The sequence below is a fragment of the Dellaglioa carnosa genome (genome assembly GCF_026948345.1).
In the GTDB taxonomy this organism is placed as follows: Bacteria; Bacillota; Bacilli; order Lactobacillales; family Lactobacillaceae; genus Dellaglioa; species Dellaglioa algida.
Genome location: NZ_JANXLI010000001.1, coordinates 88112 through 113305 on the forward strand (window position 1 = coordinate 88112; position 25194 = coordinate 113305).

24 protein-coding genes and 1 tRNA gene are annotated in these 25194 nt (G+C 35.9%); 19 read left to right on the forward strand and 6 right to left on the reverse strand.

The annotated features are described in order from the left end of the window. Positions 1-54: 54 nt before the first annotated feature. Positions 55-1686: an ABC-F family ATP-binding cassette domain-containing protein gene (locus N0K80_RS00400; RefSeq protein ID WP_057973729.1), complete on the reverse strand. Its 1632-nt coding sequence runs from the start codon at positions 1684-1686 to the stop codon at positions 55-57. 239 nt (positions 1687-1925) lie between these two features. Here N0K80_RS00400 and N0K80_RS00405 point away from each other — a divergent pair, with 239 nt between their 5' ends. After that, entirely contained in the window at positions 1926-2984 is a 1059-nt protein-coding gene (locus tag N0K80_RS00405; RefSeq protein ID WP_269023434.1) for a 3D domain-containing protein, read from the forward strand. 53 nt (positions 2985-3037) lie between these two features. Here N0K80_RS00405 and N0K80_RS00410 read toward each other — a convergent pair whose 3' ends face one another. Beyond that, the gene (locus tag N0K80_RS00410; protein WP_146342565.1) at positions 3038-3601 is read right to left on the reverse strand and encodes a GNAT family N-acetyltransferase; all 564 of its coding nucleotides are present in this window, start codon (positions 3599-3601) and stop codon (positions 3038-3040) included. Positions 3602-3731: 130 nt separating this feature from the next. On the opposite strand from N0K80_RS00410, the gene N0K80_RS00415 reads away from it, so the two are divergent. From N0K80_RS00415 to N0K80_RS00430, 4 genes are all read left to right on the forward strand, one after another. After that, positions 3732-5174: an amino acid ABC transporter substrate-binding protein/permease gene (locus tag N0K80_RS00415; protein WP_407932673.1), complete on the forward strand. Its 1443-nt coding sequence runs from the start codon at positions 3732-3734 to the stop codon at positions 5172-5174. Continuing rightward, the gene (locus tag N0K80_RS00420) at positions 5174-5911 is read left to right on the forward strand and encodes an amino acid ABC transporter ATP-binding protein (RefSeq protein WP_146302430.1); all 738 of its coding nucleotides are present in this window, start codon (positions 5174-5176) and stop codon (positions 5909-5911) included. The genes N0K80_RS00415 and N0K80_RS00420 overlap by 1 nt, the downstream gene beginning before the upstream one ends. Before the next feature lie 123 nt (positions 5912-6034). After that, complete coding sequence (locus tag N0K80_RS00425) at positions 6035-7354, forward strand: PTS transporter subunit EIIC (protein WP_269023435.1); 1320 nt, start codon at positions 6035-6037, stop codon at positions 7352-7354. Next, a complete protein-coding gene (locus N0K80_RS00430; protein ID WP_269007596.1) occupies positions 7344-8213 on the forward strand; it encodes an alpha/beta hydrolase in 870 nt (289 codons plus the stop codon). The genes N0K80_RS00425 and N0K80_RS00430 overlap by 11 nt, the downstream gene beginning before the upstream one ends. Positions 8214-8287: 74 nt before the next feature. Here N0K80_RS00430 and N0K80_RS00435 read toward each other — a convergent pair whose 3' ends face one another. After that, the gene (locus tag N0K80_RS00435) at positions 8288-9154 is read right to left on the reverse strand and encodes a Cof-type HAD-IIB family hydrolase (protein ID WP_146302428.1); all 867 of its coding nucleotides are present in this window, start codon (positions 9152-9154) and stop codon (positions 8288-8290) included. Positions 9155-9280: 126 nt separating this feature from the next. On the opposite strand from N0K80_RS00435, the gene N0K80_RS00440 reads away from it, so the two are divergent. Genes N0K80_RS00440 through tsaE form a run of 3 tightly spaced genes read left to right on the forward strand, consistent with a single transcriptional unit; the run spans position 9281 to position 11452 of the window. After that, positions 9281-9961 (forward strand): uracil-DNA glycosylase, encoded by a 681-nt coding sequence (locus N0K80_RS00440; protein WP_269023436.1) that lies wholly within the window; start codon positions 9281-9283, stop codon positions 9959-9961. Positions 9962-9978: 17 nt separating this feature from the next. Next, positions 9979-10968, forward strand: coding sequence for a phosphate acetyltransferase (pta, locus tag N0K80_RS00445; RefSeq protein WP_269023437.1), 990 nt, complete (start codon positions 9979-9981; stop codon positions 10966-10968). A gap of 16 nt (positions 10969-10984) precedes the next feature. Continuing rightward, the gene (gene tsaE / locus N0K80_RS00450; RefSeq protein WP_269023438.1) at positions 10985-11452 is read left to right on the forward strand and encodes a tRNA (adenosine(37)-N6)-threonylcarbamoyltransferase complex ATPase subunit type 1 TsaE; all 468 of its coding nucleotides are present in this window, start codon (positions 10985-10987) and stop codon (positions 11450-11452) included. Positions 11453-11484: 32 nt separating this feature from the next. Here tsaE and N0K80_RS00455 read toward each other — a convergent pair whose 3' ends face one another. Together N0K80_RS00455 and N0K80_RS00460 are read right to left on the reverse strand one after the other, a co-directional pair. Further along, positions 11485-11958, reverse strand: a complete 474-nt coding sequence (locus N0K80_RS00455) for a glutathione peroxidase (RefSeq protein ID WP_269023723.1) — start codon at positions 11956-11958, stop codon at positions 11485-11487. A gap of 34 nt (positions 11959-11992) precedes the next feature. Continuing rightward, positions 11993-12526, reverse strand: coding sequence for a 3'-5' exonuclease (locus tag N0K80_RS00460; protein ID WP_269023439.1), 534 nt, complete (start codon positions 12524-12526; stop codon positions 11993-11995). Positions 12527-12716: 190 nt separating this feature from the next. On the opposite strand from N0K80_RS00460, the gene murB reads away from it, so the two are divergent. Together murB and N0K80_RS00470 are read left to right on the forward strand one after the other, a co-directional pair. After that, a complete protein-coding gene (gene murB, locus N0K80_RS00465; RefSeq protein WP_269023440.1) occupies positions 12717-13616 on the forward strand; it encodes a UDP-N-acetylmuramate dehydrogenase in 900 nt (299 codons plus the stop codon). An 18-nt stretch (positions 13617-13634) separates the two neighbouring features. After that, positions 13635-15743 (forward strand): cation:proton antiporter, encoded by a 2109-nt coding sequence (locus N0K80_RS00470; RefSeq protein WP_269007602.1) that lies wholly within the window; start codon positions 13635-13637, stop codon positions 15741-15743. Between the two features lie 36 nt (positions 15744-15779). Here N0K80_RS00470 and N0K80_RS00475 read toward each other — a convergent pair whose 3' ends face one another. Then, positions 15780-16436, reverse strand: a complete 657-nt coding sequence (locus tag N0K80_RS00475; RefSeq protein WP_269023441.1) for a DUF1361 domain-containing protein — start codon at positions 16434-16436, stop codon at positions 15780-15782. A 157-nt stretch (positions 16437-16593) separates the two neighbouring features. On the opposite strand from N0K80_RS00475, the gene cdaA reads away from it, so the two are divergent. The 9 genes from cdaA to N0K80_RS00520 all read left to right on the forward strand — a co-directional run bounded on the left by cdaA (position 16594) and on the right by N0K80_RS00520 (position 25079). Beyond that, complete coding sequence (gene cdaA, locus N0K80_RS00480; protein WP_146342349.1) at positions 16594-17433, forward strand: diadenylate cyclase CdaA; 840 nt, start codon at positions 16594-16596, stop codon at positions 17431-17433. Continuing rightward, a complete protein-coding gene (locus N0K80_RS00485) occupies positions 17430-18557 on the forward strand; it encodes a CdaR family protein (protein WP_269007604.1) in 1128 nt (375 codons plus the stop codon). The genes cdaA and N0K80_RS00485 overlap by 4 nt, the downstream gene beginning before the upstream one ends. A gap of 21 nt (positions 18558-18578) precedes the next feature. Next, entirely contained in the window at positions 18579-19934 is a 1356-nt protein-coding gene (gene glmM / locus N0K80_RS00490; RefSeq protein WP_269023442.1) for a phosphoglucosamine mutase, read from the forward strand. A 210-nt stretch (positions 19935-20144) separates the two neighbouring features. Next, a complete protein-coding gene (gene glmS, locus N0K80_RS00495; RefSeq protein WP_269023443.1) occupies positions 20145-21962 on the forward strand; it encodes a glutamine--fructose-6-phosphate transaminase (isomerizing) in 1818 nt (605 codons plus the stop codon). A 145-nt stretch (positions 21963-22107) separates the two neighbouring features. Further along, positions 22108-22818: a glucosamine-6-phosphate deaminase gene (locus N0K80_RS00500; protein WP_269023444.1), complete on the forward strand. Its 711-nt coding sequence runs from the start codon at positions 22108-22110 to the stop codon at positions 22816-22818. 151 nt (positions 22819-22969) lie between these two features. Next, positions 22970-24037, forward strand: coding sequence for an ABC transporter ATP-binding protein (locus tag N0K80_RS00505; RefSeq protein ID WP_269007608.1), 1068 nt, complete (start codon positions 22970-22972; stop codon positions 24035-24037). A gap of 285 nt (positions 24038-24322) precedes the next feature. Continuing rightward, positions 24323-24631, forward strand: a complete 309-nt coding sequence (locus N0K80_RS00510) for a hypothetical protein (protein WP_269023445.1) — start codon at positions 24323-24325, stop codon at positions 24629-24631. A gap of 72 nt (positions 24632-24703) precedes the next feature. After that, a tRNA-Asn gene (locus N0K80_RS00515) sits at positions 24704-24775 on the forward strand. A 151-nt stretch (positions 24776-24926) separates the two neighbouring features. Further along, positions 24927-25079: a hypothetical protein gene (locus N0K80_RS00520; protein WP_169787604.1), complete on the forward strand. Its 153-nt coding sequence runs from the start codon at positions 24927-24929 to the stop codon at positions 25077-25079. The last annotated feature ends 115 nt before the right edge of the window (positions 25080-25194 follow it).

Genomic DNA, 25194 nt, shown 5'->3' on the forward strand with positions numbered 1-25194 from the left:
AAAGGAAGTACCCAATTTCAACATTGGGTACTTCCTTTTTGGTTTAACTTTAATTTAAGCTTGTTTGTAAAGACCAGCAATTTGATCTTGAACATCTTTATTTTCCAAGAATTCATCATAAGTTGTGTCCGCGCGATCAACAAGACCGTTTGGTGTTACTTCGATGATACGGTTAGCAATCGTTTGAATAAATTCACGATCATGAGAACCGAATAATAAAGCACTCTTATAATTTGAAAGACCTTCATTCAATGAAGTGATTGATTCCAAATCTAAATGGTTAGTAGGATCATCAAGTAAAAGAACGTTATTTCTTGTTAACATCATTTTTGATAACATACAACGAACTTTTTCACCACCGGATAAGACGCCAACTTCTTTGTCGACTTCTTCGCCAGAGAATAACATACGACCTAAGAATCCTCGTAAGAAAGTATTGTCGCTTTCTGCTTTAGAAGCAAATTGACGCAACCAATCGATGATTGTTAAATGTTCATCGGCGAATTGATCATTATTATCTTTGGCAAGGTAAGCTTGAGAGGTTGTTACCCCCCATTGAACAGTACCTGTATCGGGTTCTAATTCACCAGAAAGAATTCTGATTAATGTTGTAACAGCAATATCTGTTTCACTTGTAAAGGCCGTTTTGTCGTCCTTACCCAAGCTAAATGAGATATTATCAAGAACTTTTACGCCATCAATTGTTTTTGAAATACCACTAACTGATAATAAATCATTACCAATTTCGCGATCGATTTCAAAGTTGATGAATGGGTAGCGACGTGATGAAGGTTGAATATCATCAAGCGTAATTTTTTCAAGCATCTTCTTACGTGATGTTGCTTGTTTAGATTTAGAAGCATTGGCACTAAATCGTGCAACGAATTCTTGCAATTCTTTGATTTTAGCTTCTTTCTTTTCGTTAGAATCATTTGCAAGTTTTGAAGCCAATGCACTTGATTCCATCCAGAAGTCATAATTACCAACGAATAATTTGATTTTACCAAAATCAACATCACACATATGTGTGCAGACATTATTTAAGAAATGTCTATCATGAGAAACCACAATAACGGTATTTGAGAAGTTAATTAAGAAATCTTCTAACCAGTTAATTGATTTGATATCTAACCCATTAGTAGGTTCATCGAGTAGCAGAACATCAGGATTACCAAAAAGTGCTTGCGCAAGCAAGATTTTAACTTTTTGACTTTCTGTTAATTCGCTCATCTTTTTATCTTGCATATCTTCGCCAAAGCCTAAGCCTTGTAACAGCATTGAAGCTTCTGATTCAGCTTCCCAACCATTCATTTCAGCAAAGTCAGATTCTAATTCGGCAACTTTGATACCATCTTCGTCAGAAAAATCAGCTTTTGCATAGATAGCGTCTTTTGCTTTCATAATGGCATAAAGTTCTTTATAACCCATGATGACAGTTTCAAGAACAGTATATTCTTCAAAACCATAATGATTTTGTTGAAGCATTGTCATACGTTCATTGGGATCCAATGAAATATTACCCGTACTTGGTGTGATTTCACCAGATAAAATCTTTAAAAATGTTGATTTACCAGCGCCATTAGCACCGATTAGTCCGTAACAATTACCAGGCGTGAATTTTAAATTGACGTCATCGTATAATTTACGGTCTGAAAAACTTAAACTTACATTACTTACAGTTATCATTTAATACCCTCACTATTCGTTTGTATAATCTACATATCATAGCATATTTTGAGTCTAAAATGAAACGGTTTTGAAAATGCGTGCTAATAAAGCGTTTATTTCTGAAAATGATAGCGGATTAGTCACAGAGTTGTAACATGAGTGATGTTTTGTAATACCATTGACACATGACTGACTTGTCAGTTCGTTATACTTTGTGGATAAGATAGCTAAGGTATTTATAAAAAAGGAGCATTATTTTGAAAATTAGAAATATTATTGGACTCGGAGTAATTGCGATTGGACTACTAGGTAACTCAGTTTCTGTTAGCGCAACATCTATCAGCGACTTGAAGAAGCAGGAATCTGCTGCGCAAGAAAAAGTGACAACTGCAAACACAGATATTGCAAAATCATTAACGAGTATTAATGATGAGTACGCAAAAGTTGATAAATTAAATCAAGAAGTTTCTGATAAGGAAAATAAGATTGGTTCACAAGATAAATCAATTGAGGATGAACAAGCGCAATTGGATACTCGAATTGAAAATGCCAAAGATAGATTAAGAAGTCTACAGGTTAATGATTCAAGTAGTAAAATGGTAACAGCCGTTCTTGAAGCAAAAAATGCGGGTGATTTTATTAACCGTGTTTATGCGGTTTCAGTTTTACAATCTGCTGACAATAAAACAATGCAAGATGTCACGGCTAATATTAAAGACATGCAAGAAGCTAAGGCTAAGTTAGAAGTTGAACAAAAAGCATTGAAGTCTAAGCAATCTGAAGCTAAACAAGAAACAGAAAAAATGAATAAGCAATTGGCTGATTTAAAAGGCACTTTAGGTGATGCAAAAAGCGAGCTAGATAAAGTAAAAAAAGCAAAAGATGAAGAATTATCAAAAGAAGCAAGAGAGAAAAAGGCGAAGGAAGATGCTAAAACAGCAGCCGAAGAAAAGAAAGCTGATGCTAAGGCAACAAAAAATATAGAGTCAACTGATCAAAAGGCAAGTAATGATACTTCTGGTAAAACAACTAAGAAAATCTTACAAATGGAAGCAACGGCTTATTCAACCAATGCACCAGGTATGGGAACTCATGGTTCATATGGTTTGAGCTTATTAAGTAATCCGCAACAAATTGCTGTGGATCCAACAGTTATTCCATTAGGGACTGTTGTATGGGTGTCTGGTTACGGTGTGGCAGTTGCCGGTGATACCGGAACTGCCATTAAAGGAAATCGAATTGATGTTCATTTCTTATCGAATGAGAGATGTTTTGCATGGGGTAGGAAAACAGTAACTGTTAAGGTTTTAGATTAAAATATAACAAAAGTGGCTACCTAAAATTCAAATTTTGGGTAGCCACTTTTTAATTAGATATCTTTTTGCATATGGTGGTAGTCATGACCACTAATGACCATGTTGCCAACCGTTTTGAAGCCCATTTTAGTATATAATTTTTCAGCTTTGGGGTTTCCCACATCGACGTTTAAACCAATTTTGTTCTTTCCAGCGGCACGGGCAACTTCTGGTAACGACTCTAAAAGAGTTGTCCCAATTCCTTGGCCTTGGAAGTCAGGTGAAACAGCAAGTGTATCGAGATACCATTCGCCTGGTAAAACTTCTGATTCTGGGAAAAACTCAGTTGATTCAGGCAAACCAATTTGTGGGAAAAATTGACTCATTGCGTGATCAATATGGCCTTCATCTTCATCGGGGTAACCGAAGGCGACTCCGGCAACCTTACCGTCGATGTCCGCAATTTGAACGCGACCATAACTATAACGGTAATCTTCTGTTTCGAATGCAAGTTCCAATACCTTGAAGAGGTCAGGCAATGGAATCTCTTTAAGAATAGGGATTTCCATATCTTCTAAGATAATGTTCACTAAAGGAACGACCTCATGTGCATCTTCTTTTGTTGCTCTTCTAATAATCATAAAAACCATCCTTTCCTGAATAAGTCTAGTGTATAGGGTATAGAAATAATTGTCAAAACAACCCAATTGCGCGCTGAGAATGGATATGTTATATTATGTAACATGAAGTCAATTTGAGGAGGATATTATGAAAAAATGGCAGTCAATGATCATAACATTCATGTTCGCATGTGGGGTTGGATTATTTTTACATAGTAGTCAAGTAAGCGCAGCAGAAAAAACATATACGATAGGAACAGACGTGACCTATGCACCATTCGAATACCAGGCAGAAGACGGAAAGTCGTACGTTGGTATTGATATGGACATTATGCGGGCCATCGCTAAAGAAGAAGGATTCAAAGTTGATATCAAGGCTTTGGGATTTAATGCAGCAGTTCAGGCGTTAGAAGCCAACCAAATTGACGGTGTAATGGCAGGGATGACTGTTTCTCCTGAACGCCAAGTGAAATTTGATTTCTCAGAGAGTTACTATGATTCTGGTGTAGCAATGGCAGTTGGGACCAACAGCACAATTAAATCATTAAATGATTTAAAAGGAAAAAAAGTTGCCATCAAGGTGGGAACATCCTCTGCAGAATTTGTTAACTCAATTAAAAAGCAATACAACATTACGACGACAACATTTGATGATTCAAGTAATATGTATGATGACGTCATGACAGGTAATTCGGTTGCTGCTTTTGATGATAAGCCCGTTTTGGCTTACGGAATTAAAAATGGTATCAAAATGAAAATTGTTGGTGAAACATATGAAAAAGGTGAATATGGATTCGCCGTTAAAAAGGGTACAAACAAAGAATTACTTACAAAATTTAACTCGGGTTTAAAGAAACTTAAGGCTAATGGCGAGTACAAAAAAATTGTTGATAAGTATACGGGTACAAATGCCAAGAGTGCTAACTCGAACTCAAAAAGCTCTCGAACAATTTTAGGCTTATTGAAAACAAATAGTGGCACCTTGTTTGATGGCTTTAAACAAACGATGCTGCTCACTATTGTTGCAATTGTTTTTGCGACGGTATTAGGAATTATTCTAGGAATGATGGGTGTTGCACCGAATAAATGGCTTAATGGCCTTTCAAGTACGTTAATTTACATTTTCCGCGGACTCCCATTGATTGTCTTAGCATTCTTCATCTACATCGGTATCCCTAATTTAACGGGGACTAAGATTCCAGCATTCGTTGCCGGAATTATCACGTTAACGTTAAACGAGGGAGCCTATACGGCCGCATTTGTTAAGGGTGGTATAAAAGCCGTTGATAATGGCCAAATGGAAGCGGCCCGTAGTTTGGGGTTACCCTATGGTAAAGCAATGATGAAAGTTATTATGCCACAAGGAATTAAAATCATGATTCCGTCATTTATTAATCAATTTATTATTACCTTAAAAGATACCTCAATTCTATCCGTTATTGGTATTTTAGAATTAACACAAACCGGTAAAATTATTATCGCAAGGAATCTTGAAGGGTTCAAAATGTGGCTAATTATTGCGGTTATTTATCTCGTAATTATTACGCTATTAACGTGGTTATCTAATTTAGTCGAAAGGAAGATTAAATAATGGCAGCTAAAATTCAAGTAACAAATTTAAAGAAAAACTATGGTTCAAATGAAGTTTTAAAGGGATTAGATCTTTCAGTGGCGGAAAAAGAAGTCGTTTGTATGATTGGACCTTCTGGATCAGGTAAGAGCACATTCTTACGTTGTTTGAATAAACTGGAGGATTTAACTTCTGGTTCAATTGTGGTGGATGGCCATGATATTAGTGACGCAAAAACGGATTTAAATGTTATTCGTCAAAATATTGGCATGGTATTCCAGCATTTCAATTTATTTCCACATTTAACGGTTCTTGAAAATATTATTTTAGCTCCTGTTGAGTTGAAGAAAGAAACAAGAGAAGAAGCAGTTGAAGAAGCAAAACGATTACTTGCCCAAGTCGGATTAAGTGATAAAGCTGATGCCGCGCCTAATTCTTTATCTGGTGGACAAAAGCAACGTGTCGCAATTGCGCGTGCATTGGCAATGAAACCGGATATTATGTTGTTCGACGAACCAACGTCTGCGCTTGATCCAGAAATGGTCGGAGACGTTTTAGACGTTATGAAACAACTTGCTAAAGATGGTATGACCATGGTAGTTGTGACGCATGAAATGGGGTTTGCTAAAGAAGTTGCTGATCGTGTTGTCTTTATGGCTGACGGTTATATTTTAGAAAGTAGTACACCAGATGAAATTTTCAGTCATCCTAAAAATGACCGAACAAAAGATTTCTTAAATAAAGTCTTAAATGCGTAGATAATTAACGAATTGAAGTGAAACCGGTTAGTTCATAACAGGTTTCTTTTTTTGAAATAAGGGAACATTGAGGTCGTTAGTGTTTTAATAGTTTATAATAAATACAACTGGAGGGGGAATTTGATGAATACGATATGGTTAGGATTTTCACAAAAATTATTAAAGGTTGATCGATATATAAAAAAATCTTTTACTTACCAGGCAATTGAAAAAACGTTCGCAATTATTTTACCATTTATTATTATCGGAAGTCTTAGCATGGCTCTCAGTTCTAGCGTTTTTTCAAAGCAAGGATTCTTTAATCAAATATACGATATTTCATCATGGTTACCTTACGAAGAAGTTATAAAAAAGGTATTAGAAATTATTAATACAGTAACGATGAATTTTATTGCAATCATGACAGCCTTTCTAAGTGCAAAGTACATGACAAGATCGTTTAAAAAAGATGAACAAATAGCAGGTTTTACAGGAGCTATCGGGATGCTTGTTTTAAACTATAATTTAGCGAGTTTCACTTCTGATAGCAATCAGGAAACGTTTTTGATGCAAGACCTAGGAATTAGAGGGATTTTTATTTCTTTAATTTTGGGCGTTTTTGTCGGTTATATATTTAAATGGTTCTCACCTAGAAATAAGCAGGAAAAAGTAGATCAATATACGTTCATTTCTCGTGGCGTGGGAGGACTACTTCCACTAGCCATTGTATTAGGTATTTTGATTGGGTTAACGCTACTAGCTTCAATGATTAATCAAATGGGTGTGAATGGGTTATTTTATTCTTTGTTTAGGCTAACGGAAATGAAATCGAAGCATTTGATTATAACTATTTTATTTTTAGCTTTTTTTAATAGTATTTTATCTGGTGTCGGTATTTCGGGACCTTTGGGTATTATGCAGGGGGGCTTGGATGATACCTCAATTGTCAGTAACTTAAGTTATGCCTTAAAGCATGGTACATCATTCGGTGTTCCTTTTCCTATTTCAATTCACACTATTTATGACAGTTTTGGAAGTTTTGGTGGAACGGGCATGACAATGTCTTTAATCATAGCAATTCTAGTTGCTTCTAAAAATAAAAATAGTCGTAAGATAGCTAAATTTTCAATTATTCCGAGTTTGGTTAATATTAACTTTCCATTAATGTTCGGCTTGCCGATTATTTTAAATCCAATATTGATGATTCCATTTATAATATCGCCACTTGTTTCAATGATAATTGGTTACTTCTTTATTTATTTTAAGTGGATGCCACCAGCCGTTTATAATTTACCTAGAACAACACCAGCACCGTTAATGGCATTTCTGGGAACTAATGGTCATTGGAGTGCATTGTTTGTTTCAGGCATCGTTCTAGTCGTTACCGTTTTAATTTATATTCCATTCGTTAAATTGAATAATCAGGCAGCACTTATCGATGGGGGTGACCTAAATGAAAAATAAACGAAAAATGGGTCGTTATCTATTTTGGGGAATACTCATTTTAACCTGTCTTTTAGCCATAATTATCCCGGCAAATACGTGGAATAGTCAGAAAGTTAAAAATAGTCGGATTATCCATAATTCTAAGTTGAATCCCGTCATTTTAATCCCGGGAAGCAGCGCAACTCAAAATCGTTTTGATGAATTAATTGACGTTTTAAATACTTCAACGAATCGTGCACATAGTTTATTGAAAATTACGGTGAAAAAAACGGGTGAGCTCAAAATCACTGGTAAGATAGCTAAGCGTGACATGCAACCGTTCATTGTTGTTGGTTTTGAAGATAATTCAAATGGGTATAGCAGCATAAAAAAACAAGCCAAGTGGTTTAACACGGCATTTAATTACCTTTCTGATAAGTATAAGTTTAACCAATTCAGCGGTATTGGACATTCAAATGGTGGCCTAATTTATACGACATTTTTAGAGAAATATTTTGATAATAAGGCTGCGTCGATTAATACCTTGATGACGATTGGTTCGCCATATAATGGTGAGGAAACAAATCAAAGTACACGAACACAGATGTTAGCAGATTTTGTGGCGGATCGAAAGAAAATTCCAACAGACTTAGTGCTGTACTCCATTGCTGGGACAGAGAACTACACGAATGATGGGATTGTCCCTTATCAAAGTGTTAATGCCGGAAAATATATTTATCAAAATCAAGCGAAATCGTACACCGAAATAACGGTTACGGGAAATGAATCAGAACATTCTGATTTACCACAAAACAAACAAATTGTGGCGTTAATTAAACAGTACGTAATGGATTCTAATGATTCAAAGAAAAATGGACCAGATGATAAAAAACAATAATTAGTATTTAATAAATAAAAAACGACTAATCAATTAGAAAATCTAACTGATTAGTCGTTTTTATAGTTTGGTGGTTATTTTTCAGCTAATTGTTCAAGAATTGCTAAACCAACGCCATCTTCAGAATTAGTTTTTGCTGAATGGTTGGCAATACGTTTAACTTCATCATGGCCATTTTCCATGGCGTAACTAACCCCTGCAACTTTTAGCATTGAAACATCATTTAAGTTATCTCCGATAGCCATTACGTCTGACATAGGGATGTTTAATCCTTTAGCGAACGCTTGAAGGGCAATCCCTTTTTGTGCATTTATGTTATTAATTTCAAGATTAGTTGGTGCAGAAGATGTTACAACGAGTGAGTCTTCTGCTTCAATTTTTGTTTTCAAAGGTGTTAATTTTTCTTGGCCATCCATACTGAAAACAATTAACTTAAAGATATCAATTTTTGGGTCATCGATTACTGTCTGATAATCATCAACGTAATTAATATTCATTAATTCAAGTCTGGCAGCGGCCAGTGAGACAGCCATTTTAAAAGGTGTGTCTGGGTTTGTATCTGAAATTAAGCGTGCCACGTTTTGAATGCGGCTCGCACGGTTATCAGAATAAACACCATTTGAAGTTGTCATTTCAAAGTAGAAACCTTCTTTTTTAAATAACTGAACCAATGTTTGAGCAACTTCATCTGAGATGGGTGTGGTGTTAAGTGTTTCGCCATCTTCGTTTAAAACCTCTGCACCGTTAAACGTAATCATTGGACTATTGAATCCAGCCGCCGTAATTAAGGGTTTAACCTCAGTATAGCCACGACCCGTAGAAACGATAAAATGGACCCCTAAAGCTTGCGCCTGTTTGATCGCATCGGCATTTTTTTCAGAAATCACCATTTGATCATTCAGTAATGTACCATCCATATCTGATGCAATAATTTTTATCATAAATTCAACACTCCTCTAATCATATTTACTTGTTTTATTTTAACATGAAACCGCTCAATATTTTAATCAAATCGTTTATTTTTGTGTCCGGTAATATGGTAAACTTGATTTATGAGGTGCTGCGTAATGAATATTAATGTCGATAATGACTGGCAACCATTTTTAACGAATGAGCTTGCAAAGTCAAAATATACCGCTTTAAAAATTTTTATTGATCATGAATATCAGAGTAAGACGATTTATCCGGAACAAAATCGGATTTTTGAAAGTTTTAAATTAACACCGTTTGCTGAGGTTAAGGTCTGTTTACTTGGACAGGATCCATACCATGAAGAGCATCAAGCGCATGGCTTGAGTTTTTCAGTATTACCAGGAGAAAAGATTCCACCATCTTTGCGCAATATGTACAAAGAATTAGAGTCGGATTTAGGTATTCAACCGGTTAATCATGGCTATTTGAAAGATTGGGCGAAACAGGGTGTTTTAATGCTGAATACAGTTTTAACCGTTCAAGAGGGTGCCGCTAATTCTCATCGGAATCAAGGGTGGGAAATGTTAACAGATGCTGTTATTCAGCACTTATCAGAATCAAATCAGCCAGTTATTTTTGTTTTATGGGGAAAGTCAGCGCAAGATAAGGTGAAATTAATTGATACGGGTCATAATTTTGTGATAACATCACCTCATCCAAGTCCTTTAGCTGCTTATCGCGGATTTTTTGGATCAAAACCATTTTCAAAAATAAATCAGAATTTAACGAGTCGGGGATTGCAACCAATTGATTGGCAATTACCCATAAATGTTTAATTATAGGAGGAAATAAAATGTCATTATTTGAAAGTTTAAAAAGCAAAATTGAAAGTAAAAAAATTAAATTGGTTTTTCCTGAAGGGGAAGAAGAACGTATTTTAAAAGCTGCCGTTAAATTGGCGGAAGATAACTTGGCAGAGCCTATTTTATTGGGGGATGTAAAAAAAATCCAATCATTGGCAGCACAACTTAATTTAACCATTGAAGGAATTGGCATACAATTACTTGATCCCAAGGCATATTCGACAACAGATTTTGACGAAATGAAAGAAGCTTTTGTGGCTCGCCGTAATGGTAAAAACACACTAGAACAAGCCGATGAAATGTTACGTGATGTTAATTATTTTGGTACGATGCTTGTTTACATGGGACTTGCTGAAGGTATGGTTTCTGGAGCCGTTCACGCAACTGGTGATACCGTACGCCCTGCATTACAAATTATTAAAACAAAACCGGGCGTTAGCCGTACAAGTGGTGCCTTTATTATGACTAGAAATAATGATACAGAAAAATATCTATTTTCTGATGCAGCAATCAGTATTAACCCAACTGCTCAAGAGTTAGCAGAGATGGCAATTGCAAGTATCAAAACTGCGCGTATTTTTGATATTGATCCAAAAGTTGCCATGTTAAGTTTTTCAACAAAGGGTTCAGCGAAATCTCCAGAAGTTTCAAAAGTTGCTGAAGCCACTGCGATTGCTCAAAAATTAGCACCAGACGAAGCAATTGATGGTGAACTGCAATTTGATGCGGCTTTTGTGCCTAGTGTTGGTGAACAAAAAGCACCCGATTCAAAGGTTGCCGGACATGCGAACGTCTTTATCTTCCCAGAATTACAATCGGGAAATATTGGTTATAAGATTGCACAGCGTTTGGGTGGGTTCGAAGCGATTGGTCCAATTCTACAGGGATTGAACCAACCAGTTTCTGATTTGTCTCGTGGCGCTAACGTTGAAGAAATTTACAAGGTTGGTATTATTACTGCAGCACAAAGCTTAGAGTAATAGGGTGAAATAATTAATGAATATTGAAGTGAATTCTGTTGAAGAAACGCAAAAAATTGCGGAAAAATTAGGACAACTCGTTGAACCTAACATGATTTTACTGTTAGATGGCGATTTAGGTGCGGGAAAGACAACTTTCGCGAAGGGCCTAGCCGTTGGGTTAGGGATTACGCGAAATGTTAAAAGTCCGACATTTCCAATTGTCAGAGAATATCGTGAAGGCCGTCTGCCACTATTCCATATGGATGTTTATCGTCTTGAAGGAATGGGCGGTGCAGATTTAGGGTTAGATGAATACTTTAACTCTGATGGCGTCAGTGTTGTTGAGTGGTCCGAATTTATTCAAGATGAATTACCAGATGACTCGTTAAGAATTACTTTATTGAAAGATGAAGATGACGACAATCGTCGTGTCATTAAACTTGATAGTTACGGATCACAATATACGCAGATGCTTGAACAGTTAACTAAAAAAAATGGTTGATAACCCAGTTAGGGTTATCAACCATTTTTATGTTATCGAACTAATTTTTCAATTTCAGGGATCATTTTTAATGGATCAGTCTTAGGCGCAAATCGCTTAACAACTTTTCCGTCAGGATTGATCAAAAATTTAGTGAAATTCCATTTGATTGAGCGACCAAAAGTACCTTTTGTTTCTTCGGTTAAATACGTAAATAACGGTAACGCATCTTTACCATTAACATTTTGAATTGTGTGCATCGGAAACGTAACGCCATATGTCGTCCGACAAACCGCGGCGGCCTGTGCATCATCGTCGAGTTCTTGATGGAATTGATTAGAAGGAAAACCAAGAACGACTAAACCCTGATCCTGATAATCTTCATATAATTGTTCCAACTGTTTAAATTGTGGTGCAAAACCACATTTTGTCGCTGTATTAACAATTAAGAGTGGATGTCCCGTGTACTTTTCAAGTGAGTAAACGTCACCATTTTCTAGTGTGACTTGATAATCATAAATTGACATCATAATTCCCCCTGACATAGTTTGATGACAGTTATTAAGCTGGTTTAACGAATGGTTTTAAGCTGTCTTGACCAAAATTATTTTCTTGATACAGTAAAATATTAGCACAGGCAACTGAATCATCTAATGCGTTATGGTGATTCGTTAATTTAATATCTAATTCATCACAGACGGCGTTTAATTTATGGTTTGGAAAATCTGGAAATAGTTTACGACTTGTTTTAACTGTATCGAGTAGCAAAAATTTAGGTGTTTCCAAGCCGTAATAATCTAAAGTATTATGCAAAATGCTATTATCAAATGGCGCATTATGTGCCACGATTAAGCTGTTATTTTGAAAGAGTGGCGAAATATGTGACCATAATTCCGGAAATTTAGGTGCGAAGGCAACATCTTCTTCATGAATGCCATGAATTTGAACGTTTCGCCAATTAAAAGATGTTTCAGGTTTGATAAGCGAGTAGAATTCATCGACGATTTGATTGTTTCGAACGACTGTTAGGGCAATTGAACAGGCACTGTGACGTTGATTATTAGCAGTTTCAAAATCCATTGTGACAAAATTCATAGGCGACTCCTTTTTAATCTGGGATAATAGCCGGGATACAAAGATACGCCCGGTCCGATAATGTTAACAAAGTATACCAGTTAGATAATAAAATTAAAAGTCAGCTGTTTATGTGATAAATTAGAAAAATAAACGATGAACGTGTTAAAATAAAAGGAATCGCTAAATGTTGAAAGGAATCGAATAAATAATGAAATATGATACATTTGTAGAACTTTTTCCAACTATGAGAATTTTAAAAAAAGAACCGCTTGCTAAATATACCAATACCGAAACAGGTGGTATGGCAGATGTCTTAGCTTTTCCCAATACGGTTGCGGAAGTTAAACTTCTTGTTAATATGGCCAACGAAAATGGTATTCCGTTAACTGTTTTAGGTAACTCAAGTAACCTTGTTGTAAAAGATGGTGGGATTCGTGGACTTGTCATTATTTTAACGGATATGGATCAGATTACCGTATCTGGTACAAAAATTATGGCTCAAGCGGGTGCATCTCTAATTGAAACGACCGAACGAGCATACCAAGCTGGGTTAACTCATTTTGAATTTGCTGCCGGAATTCCTGGGAGCGTTGGTGGTGCGGTATTTATGAATGCCGGTGCCTACGGTGGTGAAATTTGCCAAGTTTTAACTGAAGTGAGTGTTATCACGCGTGCAGGCTATGTGAAAACTATGGTTAACGAAGAAATGAACTTTGGTTACCGACATAGCCAGATTCAAGATGACCATGACATTATTTTAGAAGCAACTTTTATCTTAAAAGAAGGTAATAAGCATGAAATTCGTGAAACTATGGATAATTTTAATTTTTTACGTGCCTCGAAACAACCTTTGGAATATCCATCATGCGGAAGTGTCTTTAAGCGACCAGAAGGGTACTTTGCTGGTAAACTAATACATGACGCTGGATTGCAAGGCTACCAAGTCGGTGGCGCTCGGGTTTCAACAAAGCATGCCGGGTTTATTGTTAACGTGGACGGTGCAACAGCAACGGATTACATGAACGTTATTAAACACGTGCAAGATACCGTTTGGGAAAAATTTAATGTTAAATTAGAGACAGAAGTTAGGATTATCGGAGAAGACTAAAAGAGAGGAAGATGGTTAATGCCACTACTTGAATCAGTTATTGTCTTAGCTGCGCTTGTATTATTATCAAACGTGATCAGTCACTATCTGGTTTCGATACCGGTTGGTTTAATTCAGATTACATTGGGATTTATTGTTGCTTTAATTTTTAAAATCTCAATTGAATTGGAAACTGATTGGTTCTTATTACTCTTTATTGCACCATTATTATTCAATGATGGTCGGAAATTTCCAAAACGAGAGCTTTGGAAATTAAGAGGCGCCATTTTTGCGAATGCCATTTTACTGGTCTTTTTGACCACGGTTGCCGGCGGATTTTTTATTCATTTTTTAATTCCAAAGATGCCTTTAGCCGTGGGATTCGCGTTGGCCGCTATTTTATCACCAACGGATCCGGTCGCAGTTCAATCAATTGCAGAGAAAGCTAAATTACCAAGAAATATACTAAATCTAGTCAGCGGTGAAAGTTTAATCAATGATGCGAGTGGACTGATTGCCTTTAAATATGCAATTGCCGCTGCCGTAACGGGATATTTTTCTTTTAGCGAAGCGTTCGGTGATTTTACTTACATTGCGATTGTCGGATTTATTTCTGGAGCGGTCTTGATGTTATTGATTTCAACTATTCGCGATTTTTTGATGAGACAAGGAATTAATGATGTTGTGTTTAACACGATACTACAAATTTTGACGCCGTTTATCATTTTTATGTTTACGGAAGAATTTCTGCATGCTTCTGGTGTTATTTCAGTAGTCGTTGCGGGTGTTATCTCAAGTACGCGTAAAAATAGTTTTGCAACTTATTTACCTGAAATTAAATTAGTTACCGAAAAAACGTGGGAGATTGTTGTTTATCTACTGAATGGATTTGTATTTATTATCTTAGGGATTGAATTGCCAATCGCAATGTCGAATACGATAGAGGATAATAATAGTAATACTTTTTCGGCCATTGTCGATGTCGTCGTCGTTTGGCTATTCTTAGTCTTAATCCGTGTTATTTGGACCTACGTCAATATGTTATTTATTTCGAAGAAAGGTAAATCGAAAAATACAGAGACACCAAGTTGGCGTATTTCATTGATATCAGGATTTTCAGGCGTTCGTGGCGCAATTACGATGGCCGGTGTTCTAACGGTACCGATGATAATAAAATCTGGCGATGCTTTTCCGGAACGGTCGTTAATGTTATTTATTGCTGGTGGCATTATTGTTTTAAGCTTGTTGGCCGCAATATTAATATTACCTATTCTTACCAAAGAAAAAGACATAATGAAAACTAATAATGAATCATCAGATGGATTGGTTGATGATGAAATAATTATTTCTGAGGATGGAAACACGCAATTTAATGAAAAACAAGCGCGTATTTATATTATGCGCGTTGCAATTAGTCGGTTGGAGTCTGAACGACGGGAAAGTAATCAAAAAGTGGCTTATGAATTAATTTTGGAATATCAATTTATGATTCGACGACTTGAATTTTCTGATCAGGATGATGAACGATTGCGTCAAATTGTTGAAGAAGAGGCAAATATCAGACGGATAGCTTTAGATGGTGAACTGGAAGCATTGGATAAGATGAAATTAAAAAATGCAATTAGTGATCAAAACTATGCAATTATTAATAAAAAAATTATGAAGCAAAAAGCAAAATTAAGTCAAATAAACAATCGAAAAATATCGTTTGTTACGGTTAGAAATATTAAATATGCGTCTAGACAGATAGGTAAGATGGCTAGGCGGGCATTTTTCTCCGAAACCGAATTGAAGAAAGTTTATGAACGACGAAATATTGAAAAAGCTTTGGCTAAGGCAGCAATTAAGGCACTATCAACTTACGTAAAAAAATCTGATGATGTTAATCAGCAATTTAATCAACAGGCTATATATCATTTGATTGTGTATTATCGTAACCGTATTGAAACTTTAAAATTAACTAAAGAATTTGATCGCTCTGAGTCTGAGGAGCAAAGTTATCAGTTAAGATTAAAGGCCATTGCGGCAGAGCGTACGGCAATGCAGGAATTGATGGAACAGGGTTATATTACGTGGTCATTAGCATCAAGATTACGCGAATATATTAATTACTCTGAAAATGTTATTATGCTTTCCGAAGAAGACTAAAATAGGAGCGTCTCGCATTTTGTATGCGAAACGCTCCTATTTTATTGTTTTACGATATATTTCCAAACTAATAATAATGATTAATTGGACAATGGTTAATAAGACGACAAATGCGAGCATTTTAATATTCCACATATCGCCTATCATTTTTAATGCCCATTTGGGCGATGTGAGTAGGTAGACGGTATGTAATCTCAAAAAGCGACCGACATAGACGCCGATAGATGCTAGAATCGTGAGAACAAAAATAATGGCGTAACGAGAATAAACTGCCGTAAAATGTAATCTGTCTTTGATCTGGTCAGCAATTTGAGAAAGACCAACGAGTGCAAGTAGCGTACATGACATTGTACTAACCATTAGATAGGTGTAATTCAACCACATATGAATATCCAACTTAATTAAGCCAGTTGTGATATCGTATGGTCGCAACATCGTTAAATGAAAAAGATCAGTTAGTAAGTATGGCGCATTTGGGTAAAAGAACAACCAGATAAGTGTTAGTACCCAAAACCAACCACTGGACTGATTTTTTTTGAGATGAAAGGCTATCTCGATTGGTAGATAGCCCAGAAAGGTATTAAGTAATAGAAAACTAAACTGTATTTCCTGGCTCGAAATAAATAAATAAATCATAATTAAGTAAGCTAAAAAGAATAATCTGATACCGTTTTTCACGTTCGTATTTGTCATAAATGGGCTTCCTTTTCTATAATGTTCTAAGTGTAGCAAAAAATACGTTGAAATAAAATTATTATCTGACAAATTATAGAAAAATTAATGGGGGTAAGGAAACGGATTCGACAACGTGGTATAATAAAACGGTTAATAAAATAGAGGAGGCCGAGTGATGTCCATTAACTGGGGTGGTCTTGTAACATGGGGACACATGGTTAACATACTGGATATTATTGTTGTCTGGTTTGTTGTTTATGAACTCATGGTACTTTTAAGAGGAACCAAAGCAGTTCAACTTTTTAGAGGAATCATTATTATTGTTGTGATTAAGCTAATTAGTGTAGTTGTTGGGTTACAAACGGTATCTTGGATTATGGATCAAGTTATCAATTGGGGTGTCATTGCCATGGTCGTTATTTTCCAACCGGAAATAAGGCGTGGTTTGGAACACCTTGGTCGAGGGTCTTTTTTTGCGAGAGGGAAACAAAAAAATAAAGATGAGAAACATATGATTGCCGGGTTAGATTCTGCCATTCAGTATATGTCGAAACGTCGAATTGGCGCATTAATTACGATTCAGATGAATACCGGGTTGGAAGATTATATCGAAACTGGTATTGCATTGAACGCTGAAATTACTGGGGAATTATTAATCAACATTTTTATTCCTAATACACCTTTACATGATGGTGCTGTGATCATTAAGGACAATAAAATTGCCGTTGCGGCGGCATATTTACCGCTATCTGAAAGTAACTTAATTCCGAAAGAATTGGGAACTCGGCATCGTGCCGCGGTCGGAATAAGTGAAGTCACAGATGCGATTACAATCGTTGTGTCAGAAGAAACGGGCGCTGTTACAATTACACGTAACAATCAACTGATTCGTGATCTGTCACAAGAAGATTATCTTAAATTATTGAATACTGAATTAATCAAAGATGATGATAAAAAGAACAATCCTTTCTGGGAATTTTTTGAAAATTTCGGACACAGGGGGAATAAAAAATGAATCTAAATAAGTTTTTTAATAGTCGTTCGTTTTATATTGGAACGTCTTTAATTTTAGCAATTCTATTATTTGTCTATGTGAACTATGATCAATTATCAAATACGAATAATCTTTCTGATGAAAAGAAAACGAGTTTAGTTGCGAATACATCAAAAACAATTAATACTGGTCTGCAAATTTCAGCAGATAATGATAAATATTTCATTACCGGATACCCTAAAAATGTAAAGCTAACGCTGGATGGACCAAGTGCTTTGGTTACAACTACTGTGAATACACAAAACTTTAGCGTTTATGCTGATTTAAAGGGATTAAAGCCTGGTAAACACACGGTTAAATTGCAGGCGGAGGGATTAAACAAAGAGATTAGTTATAAAATTAATCCTGCTACAATTGATGTTACGATACAAAAGCGTAAGACGGCTACCTTCCCTATTCAGGTTAAGTTCAATGAACGTCGCTTAGCCCAAGGGTATAAGAGTGGAACGCCGGTACTAGATAACAATACGGTTTCCGTATCAGGAGCATCAGATGATGTGAACGCTATTTCAGAAGTTGTTGCACAAGTTAATATGAAGAGTAATCAAATAAAATCTACAATTTCACAAGAAGTATTGCTTGAGGCCTTGGATGCGGATGGGAAAACGCTAAATGTTGTTGTAACACCACAAACGGTTGGTGTCACAATACCGGTTGAGAGTACTAAGACAACCAAAAAATTATCGTTGAATTTTGTTTCGAGTGGATCAGGTGTATCTGGGAAAACATATAAATTTTCTAGTGATACAAAGCAAGTGACTGTTACGGGCACAAAAGCAACGTTGGACAGCCTGAGCAAAATTGATGTTGTCGTGCCAATAAACAATATTAAAGATTCCGTTACGAAAACGCTTGATATTGATCTGGATAAGAACAATTTAATCTCGGCATCACCAAAATCTGTTAAAGTGAAGATTGACGTTTCTAGTGGGACGGCAGCAACGTCGGAGACGACGAATAGTGAATCAACATCTGAACAGGCATCGTCGAGCTCTGATTCGAGTTCAGAGAGTAGTGAAAGTTCTGCTTCATCAGCGGCGACAAGTTCTGACAGTACGAGTGAATCAACGAATACATTAAACTAAGTAATCAATGAGGAGAAACTAATGAAATATTTTGGTACAGATGGTGTTAGAGGTATTGCAAACAAAGAATTAAGCCCTGAATTGGCATTTAAATTGGGCCGTCTAGGTGGTTATGTTCTCTCAGAACATGCACAACTTGAAAATAACGATAGACCTCGGGTACTTGTAGCCCGCGATACACGTATTTCTGGTCAAATGTTAGAACAAGCTTTAATTTCGGGATTATTATCTGTCGGGATTGAAGTACTCTCATTGGGCGTTATTTCAACACCTGGTGTGGCTTACCTTGTACGTGCACAAAATGCCGTTGCTGGTATTATGATTTCAGCATCACATAACCCCGTTCAAGATAACGGAATTAAATTTTTCGGTGGGGATGGATATAAATTATCAGATGAACAAGAAGAAGAAATTGAAGTTCTTTTAGAAAAAGATTCTGATGATCTACCAAGACCTGATAGTGAGGGCCTCGGTACGTTGACAGATTACCCGGAAGGCGTTTTAAAATATACACAATTCCTCGAACAAACAATTCCTGATGATTTAGAAGGCTTACACGTTGGTATTGATTCTGCTAACGGTGCAACAAGTGGTCTTGTTTCACGTTTATTTGCAGATTTAAACGCAGATTTTGAAACAATGGCAACATCGCCCGATGGATTAAATATTAATGCAGGCGTTGGGTCAACGCATCCAGAAGGCTTGGCTGAGTTAGTCGTCGAAAAGAAACTCCAAGCTGGAATTGCTTTTGATGGTGATGGCGATAGATGTATTGCTGTTGATGAATTAGGTAATATTATTGATGGCGATAAAATCATGTATATTTGTGGTTTATACATGAATGAACGCGGTCGTTTGAAAAAAGAAACGGTTGTAACTACGGTTATGAGTAACATTGGCTTGTACAAAGCGCTTGAAGCCGCAAACTTAACATCAGTTAAGACGCAAGTTGGTGATCGTTATGTCGTTGAGAAAATGCGTGCCGACGGGTACAACGTTGGTGGCGAACAATCTGGACATATTGTTTTCTTAGATTACAATACAACTGGTGACGGCATGTTAACCGCTATTCAATTACTAAACGTTATGAAGAAAACGGGTAAGAAATTGTCTGAATTGGCTGCGGCAGTGCAAACTTATCCACAAGAACTTGTGAATGTAAAAGTAACGGATAAGCAAGCCGCATTGAATAATCAAAAAATTAAAGATAGTATCACAGAAGTTGAAGCAGAAATAGCCGGTGACGGTCGTGTTCTTGTTAGACCTAGTGGAACTGAAAACTTATTACGTGTTATGGCTGAGGCCCCAACAGAGACGGAAGTTAAAGCCTATGTGGATCGCATTGTGCAAACTGTTCAGACTGAAATGGGTGTTTAAAACGTTATTAAAGAGTTATTTGAATGAAAATTCAAATAACTCTTTTTTTGTACATTTACATATATTTTATGTAGACCAATATAATAATTGTTGACAATATAATTACAGAAAGGTATATTAATAGATATTGATAGGGGTTACTTATTTATTAGACATCTATACCAATTTTAAAAATAACTTAAAATACAATTAAAAAGGATGATATAAACTATGTGTGGAATTGTTGGCGTAACAGGAAAGAAAAATACTGTTGAGATTTTAATTAATGGATTAGAGAAATTGGAATACCGAGGTTATGATTCAGCAGGTATTTTTGTGGATAACCAAACGGGTGAGGATTATCTCGTGAAGGAAGCGGGTCGAATCTCAAACTTAAAATCAGCCATTGATGATAACATTCATGGAACTGCCGGAATTGGACATACACGTTGGGCAACTCATGGTGTGCCAAGTAAGTTTAACGCTCATCCTCACGTTTCTGAAGATGGTCGTTTCTATCTTGTGCATAACGGTGTGATTACTAATTTTTCTGAACTAAAAGCGCAATATTTAAAAGATGTTAACTTTGTGAGTGAAACAGATACAGAAGTTGTCGTTCAACTAATTGGTTATTTCGCGGATGAAGAAAATTTGACGGCTAAACAAGCCTTCAAAAAAGTTTTATCATTACTTGAGGGTTCTTCATATGCTTTCTTGATGATGGATCGTGAAGAACCAGAAACATTGTTTGTGGCTAAAAATAAAAGTCCTTTATTAATCGGTGTGGGCGATGGATTCAATGTTGTTTGTAGCGATGCTATGGCAATGTTAAAAGAAACTCATGATTTTATTGAATTAATGGATGGCGAGATGGTTGTTGTTAAACCAGGATCCATCGAAATTGAAAATAAAAATGGTGAGGCAGTTTCACGCGATTCATACCATGTTGAAATGGATGATAGCGACTCAGAAAAAGGTGCTTATCCATTTTATATGTTAAAAGAAATTGATGAACAACCAGCTGTTATGCGTCGTTTGCTGAGTGAGTACGTTGAGAACGAAGAAACGGTTAAGATTGACGATCATATTCTAAACGCAATGAAAGCCGCTGACCGCCTTTATATTGTTGCCGCAGGAACGAGTTACCATGCAGGATTAGTTGGAAAAGAGTTGTTCGAAAGTTTGGCTAACGTGCCAACAGAAGTACATGTTGCCTCAGAATTTGGGTATCATATGCCATTGCTTTCAGAAAAACCTTTCTTTATTTTCTTGTCACAAAGTGGTGAAACGGCTGATAGTCGTCAAGTTCTTGTCAAGGTTAACGAAATGATGTACCCAAGTTTGACCATTACAAATTCAGCTAATTCAACGCTTTCTCGTGAAGCGACATATACTTTATTGTTGCATGCAGGACCAGAAATTGCGGTTGCTTCAACGAAAGCTTACACGGCACAAATTGCCGTCGAAGCACTTTTAGCAAAAGCATTAGGAACTGTAACGGGACAAGCAAAAGCAATTGACTATGATGTCTATCATGAACTAACGGCAGTTGCGAATGCTATGCAAGCTATGGTTGATGAAAAAGAATCCATTAATGATTTGGCTAAAGAGTTTTTAAGTGAAACGCGTAATGCATTTTACATTGGACGTGGGATTGATTATGATGTTTCAATTGAAGCTGCGTTAAAATTAAAAGAAGTTTCATATGTTCAAACTGAAGGTTTTGCGTCCGGTGAATTGAAGCATGGAACGATTGCTTTAATTGAGGAAGGAACACCTGTTGTTGCAATCATTACGGATGCGCCAACTGCAAGCCACACACGAGGTAATGTTCAAGAAGTTTTAGCTCGTGGTGCAAATACAATTACCATTTCAACGGAATCATTGGCAAATGAGGGTGATCAAATCGTCTTACCAGACGTTTCTGATTTATTAACGCCGCTAGTTAGTATTGTACCCGCACAATTATTGGCTTACTACACAAGTTTAAATCGTGGATACGATGTTGATAAACCTCGTAATTTAGCAAAAAGTGTGACTGTTGAATAACATAACTGAACGAAATAATGCTGCCTCATTGAGGGAGCATTATTTTTTGTTTATTTGGTATAGACCTATTGCTTTTTTTAAATAAACATTGTATTATTGGACTATACCAATTAGGACGATAAACAATTGAAAAGAGGACAATGAAATGAAATTAATTATTGTTAAAGATCAAAACGAAGGCGGCCAAAAAGGCTACGAAGTTTTTAAAGCTGCTAAAGACGCAAATGCTAAAGTTTTCGGACTTGCTACGGGGAGTACACCACTTACAACTTATGCCGCAATTACAGCTAGCGACTTAGATTTTACTGACGCAACATCGGTTAACTTGGATGAATACGTAGGTTTAGGCGAAAAGGATTCACAAAGTTACCGTTATTTTATGAACGAGAATCTTTTCAGCAAAAAACCATTTAAAACATCTTACTTACCTAATGGTCTTGAAGAAGACGCAGAAAAAGAAACAAAACGTTATGACAAAATTATCGAAGAAAACCCAATTGATTTACAAATCTTGGGTATTGGTAAAAATGGTCACATCGGTTTTAATGAACCCGGAACAGCCGGAGATAGTTTGACACATAAAGTTCATTTAACAGAATCAACAATTAAATCAAATGCACGTTTCTTTGAAAATGAAGCAGATGTTCCTAACTATGCTTACTCAATGGGTATTGGTTCAATCATGAAATCAAAGAAAATTTTGCTCGAAGCCTTTGGTGAAAGCAAAGCAGAAGCAATTAAAGGCATGATCGAAGGTCCCGTTACAGAAGATGTTCCTGCAAGTTTCTTACAAAATCATGATGATGTTACAGTCATTGTTGATGAAGCAGCAGCAAGTTTATTAAAAAATAAATAAAGTTACATTTAATATGTAGAACTAATTCATTTAAAGCGTTAAAATAAATGAATTGGTTCTATTTGTGTTTTGTGCTTGCTTGACGGTTGATAGTAAGTCTAGTAACATAATGACAATTGTAAGAAAATACGTTTTTAGGAAGTTGAAAAAAATGGTCGATTATAAAATTAGAGTAAAAAATGTCACAAAAGAATATGACTTATTTAAAACAAAGTCTGAACATATTAAATCATTCTTTTCTTTTAAAAATACGACTGTACCTCATTTTTGGTCATTAAAAGGAATTTCAATGGATGTAATGAGCGGCGAAACGCTCGGTTTGATTGGTGTTAATGGTTCTGGTAAATCAACATTGTCAAATATTATTTCAGGCATTATCCCACAAACGACAGGTATCGTGGATGTCCGTGGTGAAACGTCAATTATTGCGATTGGTGCCGGATTAAGAGGACAGTTAACGGGATTAGAAAATATTCGTTTAAAAGGCTTAATGCAAGGCTTAACGAATAAACAAATTGATGATATTTTAGAAGATATCATTAATTTTGCTGATCTTGGTGATTTTGTTTACCAACCCGTTAAAAGTTATTCGAGTGGGATGAAATCTCGTTTAGGTTTTGCTATTGCCGTGCATATTGATCCTGATATCTTAATTATTGATGAAGCTTTATCAGTCGGTGATGATACTTTCTATCAAAAATGTGTCGACAAAATTAATGAATTTAAAGATCAAGGTAAAACCATTATTTTTGTTAGTCATTCTTTAAAACAGATTGAAATGCTATGTGACCGTGTTGCATGGATTCAATATGGCGATTTAAAACAAGTCGGCCAAACTAAAGACGTTGTGGCTAAATATAAAGAGTATATCGATTGGTTTAAAGGTTTATCGAAGAAAGAAAAAACGGCTTATCAGTCAGAACAAAAAGAGGCACAAAAAGCCTTTAGTATTGATGACTATCTTGTCAGTCAAGTTGATAAACAAAGTGCTGAAGAAGCAAATTCTGACGTTTCAAAGCAAGTTATCACTGACAGAGTAAAAAAGGATTTCTATGGTTCCGTTTTAAATGAAAAAATGTCTAAACCAAGTAAAGTGTTAACGGTAGCTGTTTTATTGGCAGTTGTCTTCTTTAGTTTAGCCAATGTATCAGGGCACTCAATTAGTCATATTATTGAACACCCAACGAGCCTTATTCATCCATCTAAAACAAATAAATAAGTGGAACGTTAACGCTGAAAATGCGTTAACGTTTTTTTGTGTTGAAATTTGCTTATTCGTAAATCAGTTTACTTAATAGGCAAATGAATTCAGAAATATATTGACAACGCTTACATTTGATGTTATCTTAATCTTGTAAGGTATATGAATTACCTTTATCAATTCTCTTTCTCTCTTATGCTGGCCACTATTGCGATGTAGTGGCTTTTTTTGTGCTTATTGTACTTATGAACGAATGTGTTTATACTTAAGTTAAGCGAATAAATGTAGAAAGTTGGAGTTAATATGAAAAGTCATGAAGTTTTATCATTAATTGAAGAAATTACCAGAAATGATGACTCTAAATATTTTGAATTATCAAATATGGTTCAAAATGGTCGGGCTGAACTTGCCGTTCAAAGAGGTTTTCTGAAGGAAGTTCGTATTTTACAATTAAATATTCCTAGATCATCACACGTTATCAATTATGAAAAGTATATTAATGAAAATTTTGAAATGCCAATTGAAGCATTTACGGAATATCAAGAGTGGTACAGAACTGAAGAAGCGCAGAGCGACTTGGATGCCATATTGATGGACAATCATATTGAGTAAGGAATGCCAAAAATCTCTTTACAAAATGGGTTAATCTATGGTATAAAATAGTATAGACAGAAATGAAATGATTGCTCAGTAGTTCAGCGGTAGAACGCTTGACTGTTAATCAAGATGTCGTAGGTTCGATCCCTACCTGAGCAGTATTCATAGAGGATGATCGACTTACTGCCGATTATCTTTTTTTATTTATGAACTTAACTTTTTGAGTCCATTGTAAGAAATTAATGATTAACTTGAATTATTTCTGAATACAGTTTAAAATTAAGAGATTGTCAGAAAGGGGGATTGCGAAATGTCATCAAACAACCATACAGGTGTCGGTAACGATCGTCGTCCAGTTAACACTCCAAACAAAAAGAACCGTCGTCGTAAACAACAAGAACTTGCTACTTTCTTAAAAGAAAGCAAAGCTAACGACGCAGCAGCTGCAGCAAAAAAAGCATAATTTAGTTAAATAAATGATGGCCACCGTTGATCGTAACGGTGGTTTTTTTGCGTATTTTGTTAAAAGAATCTTTTATTTAAATATATTTATGTGGGGTTTTAGAATACAATAAAGG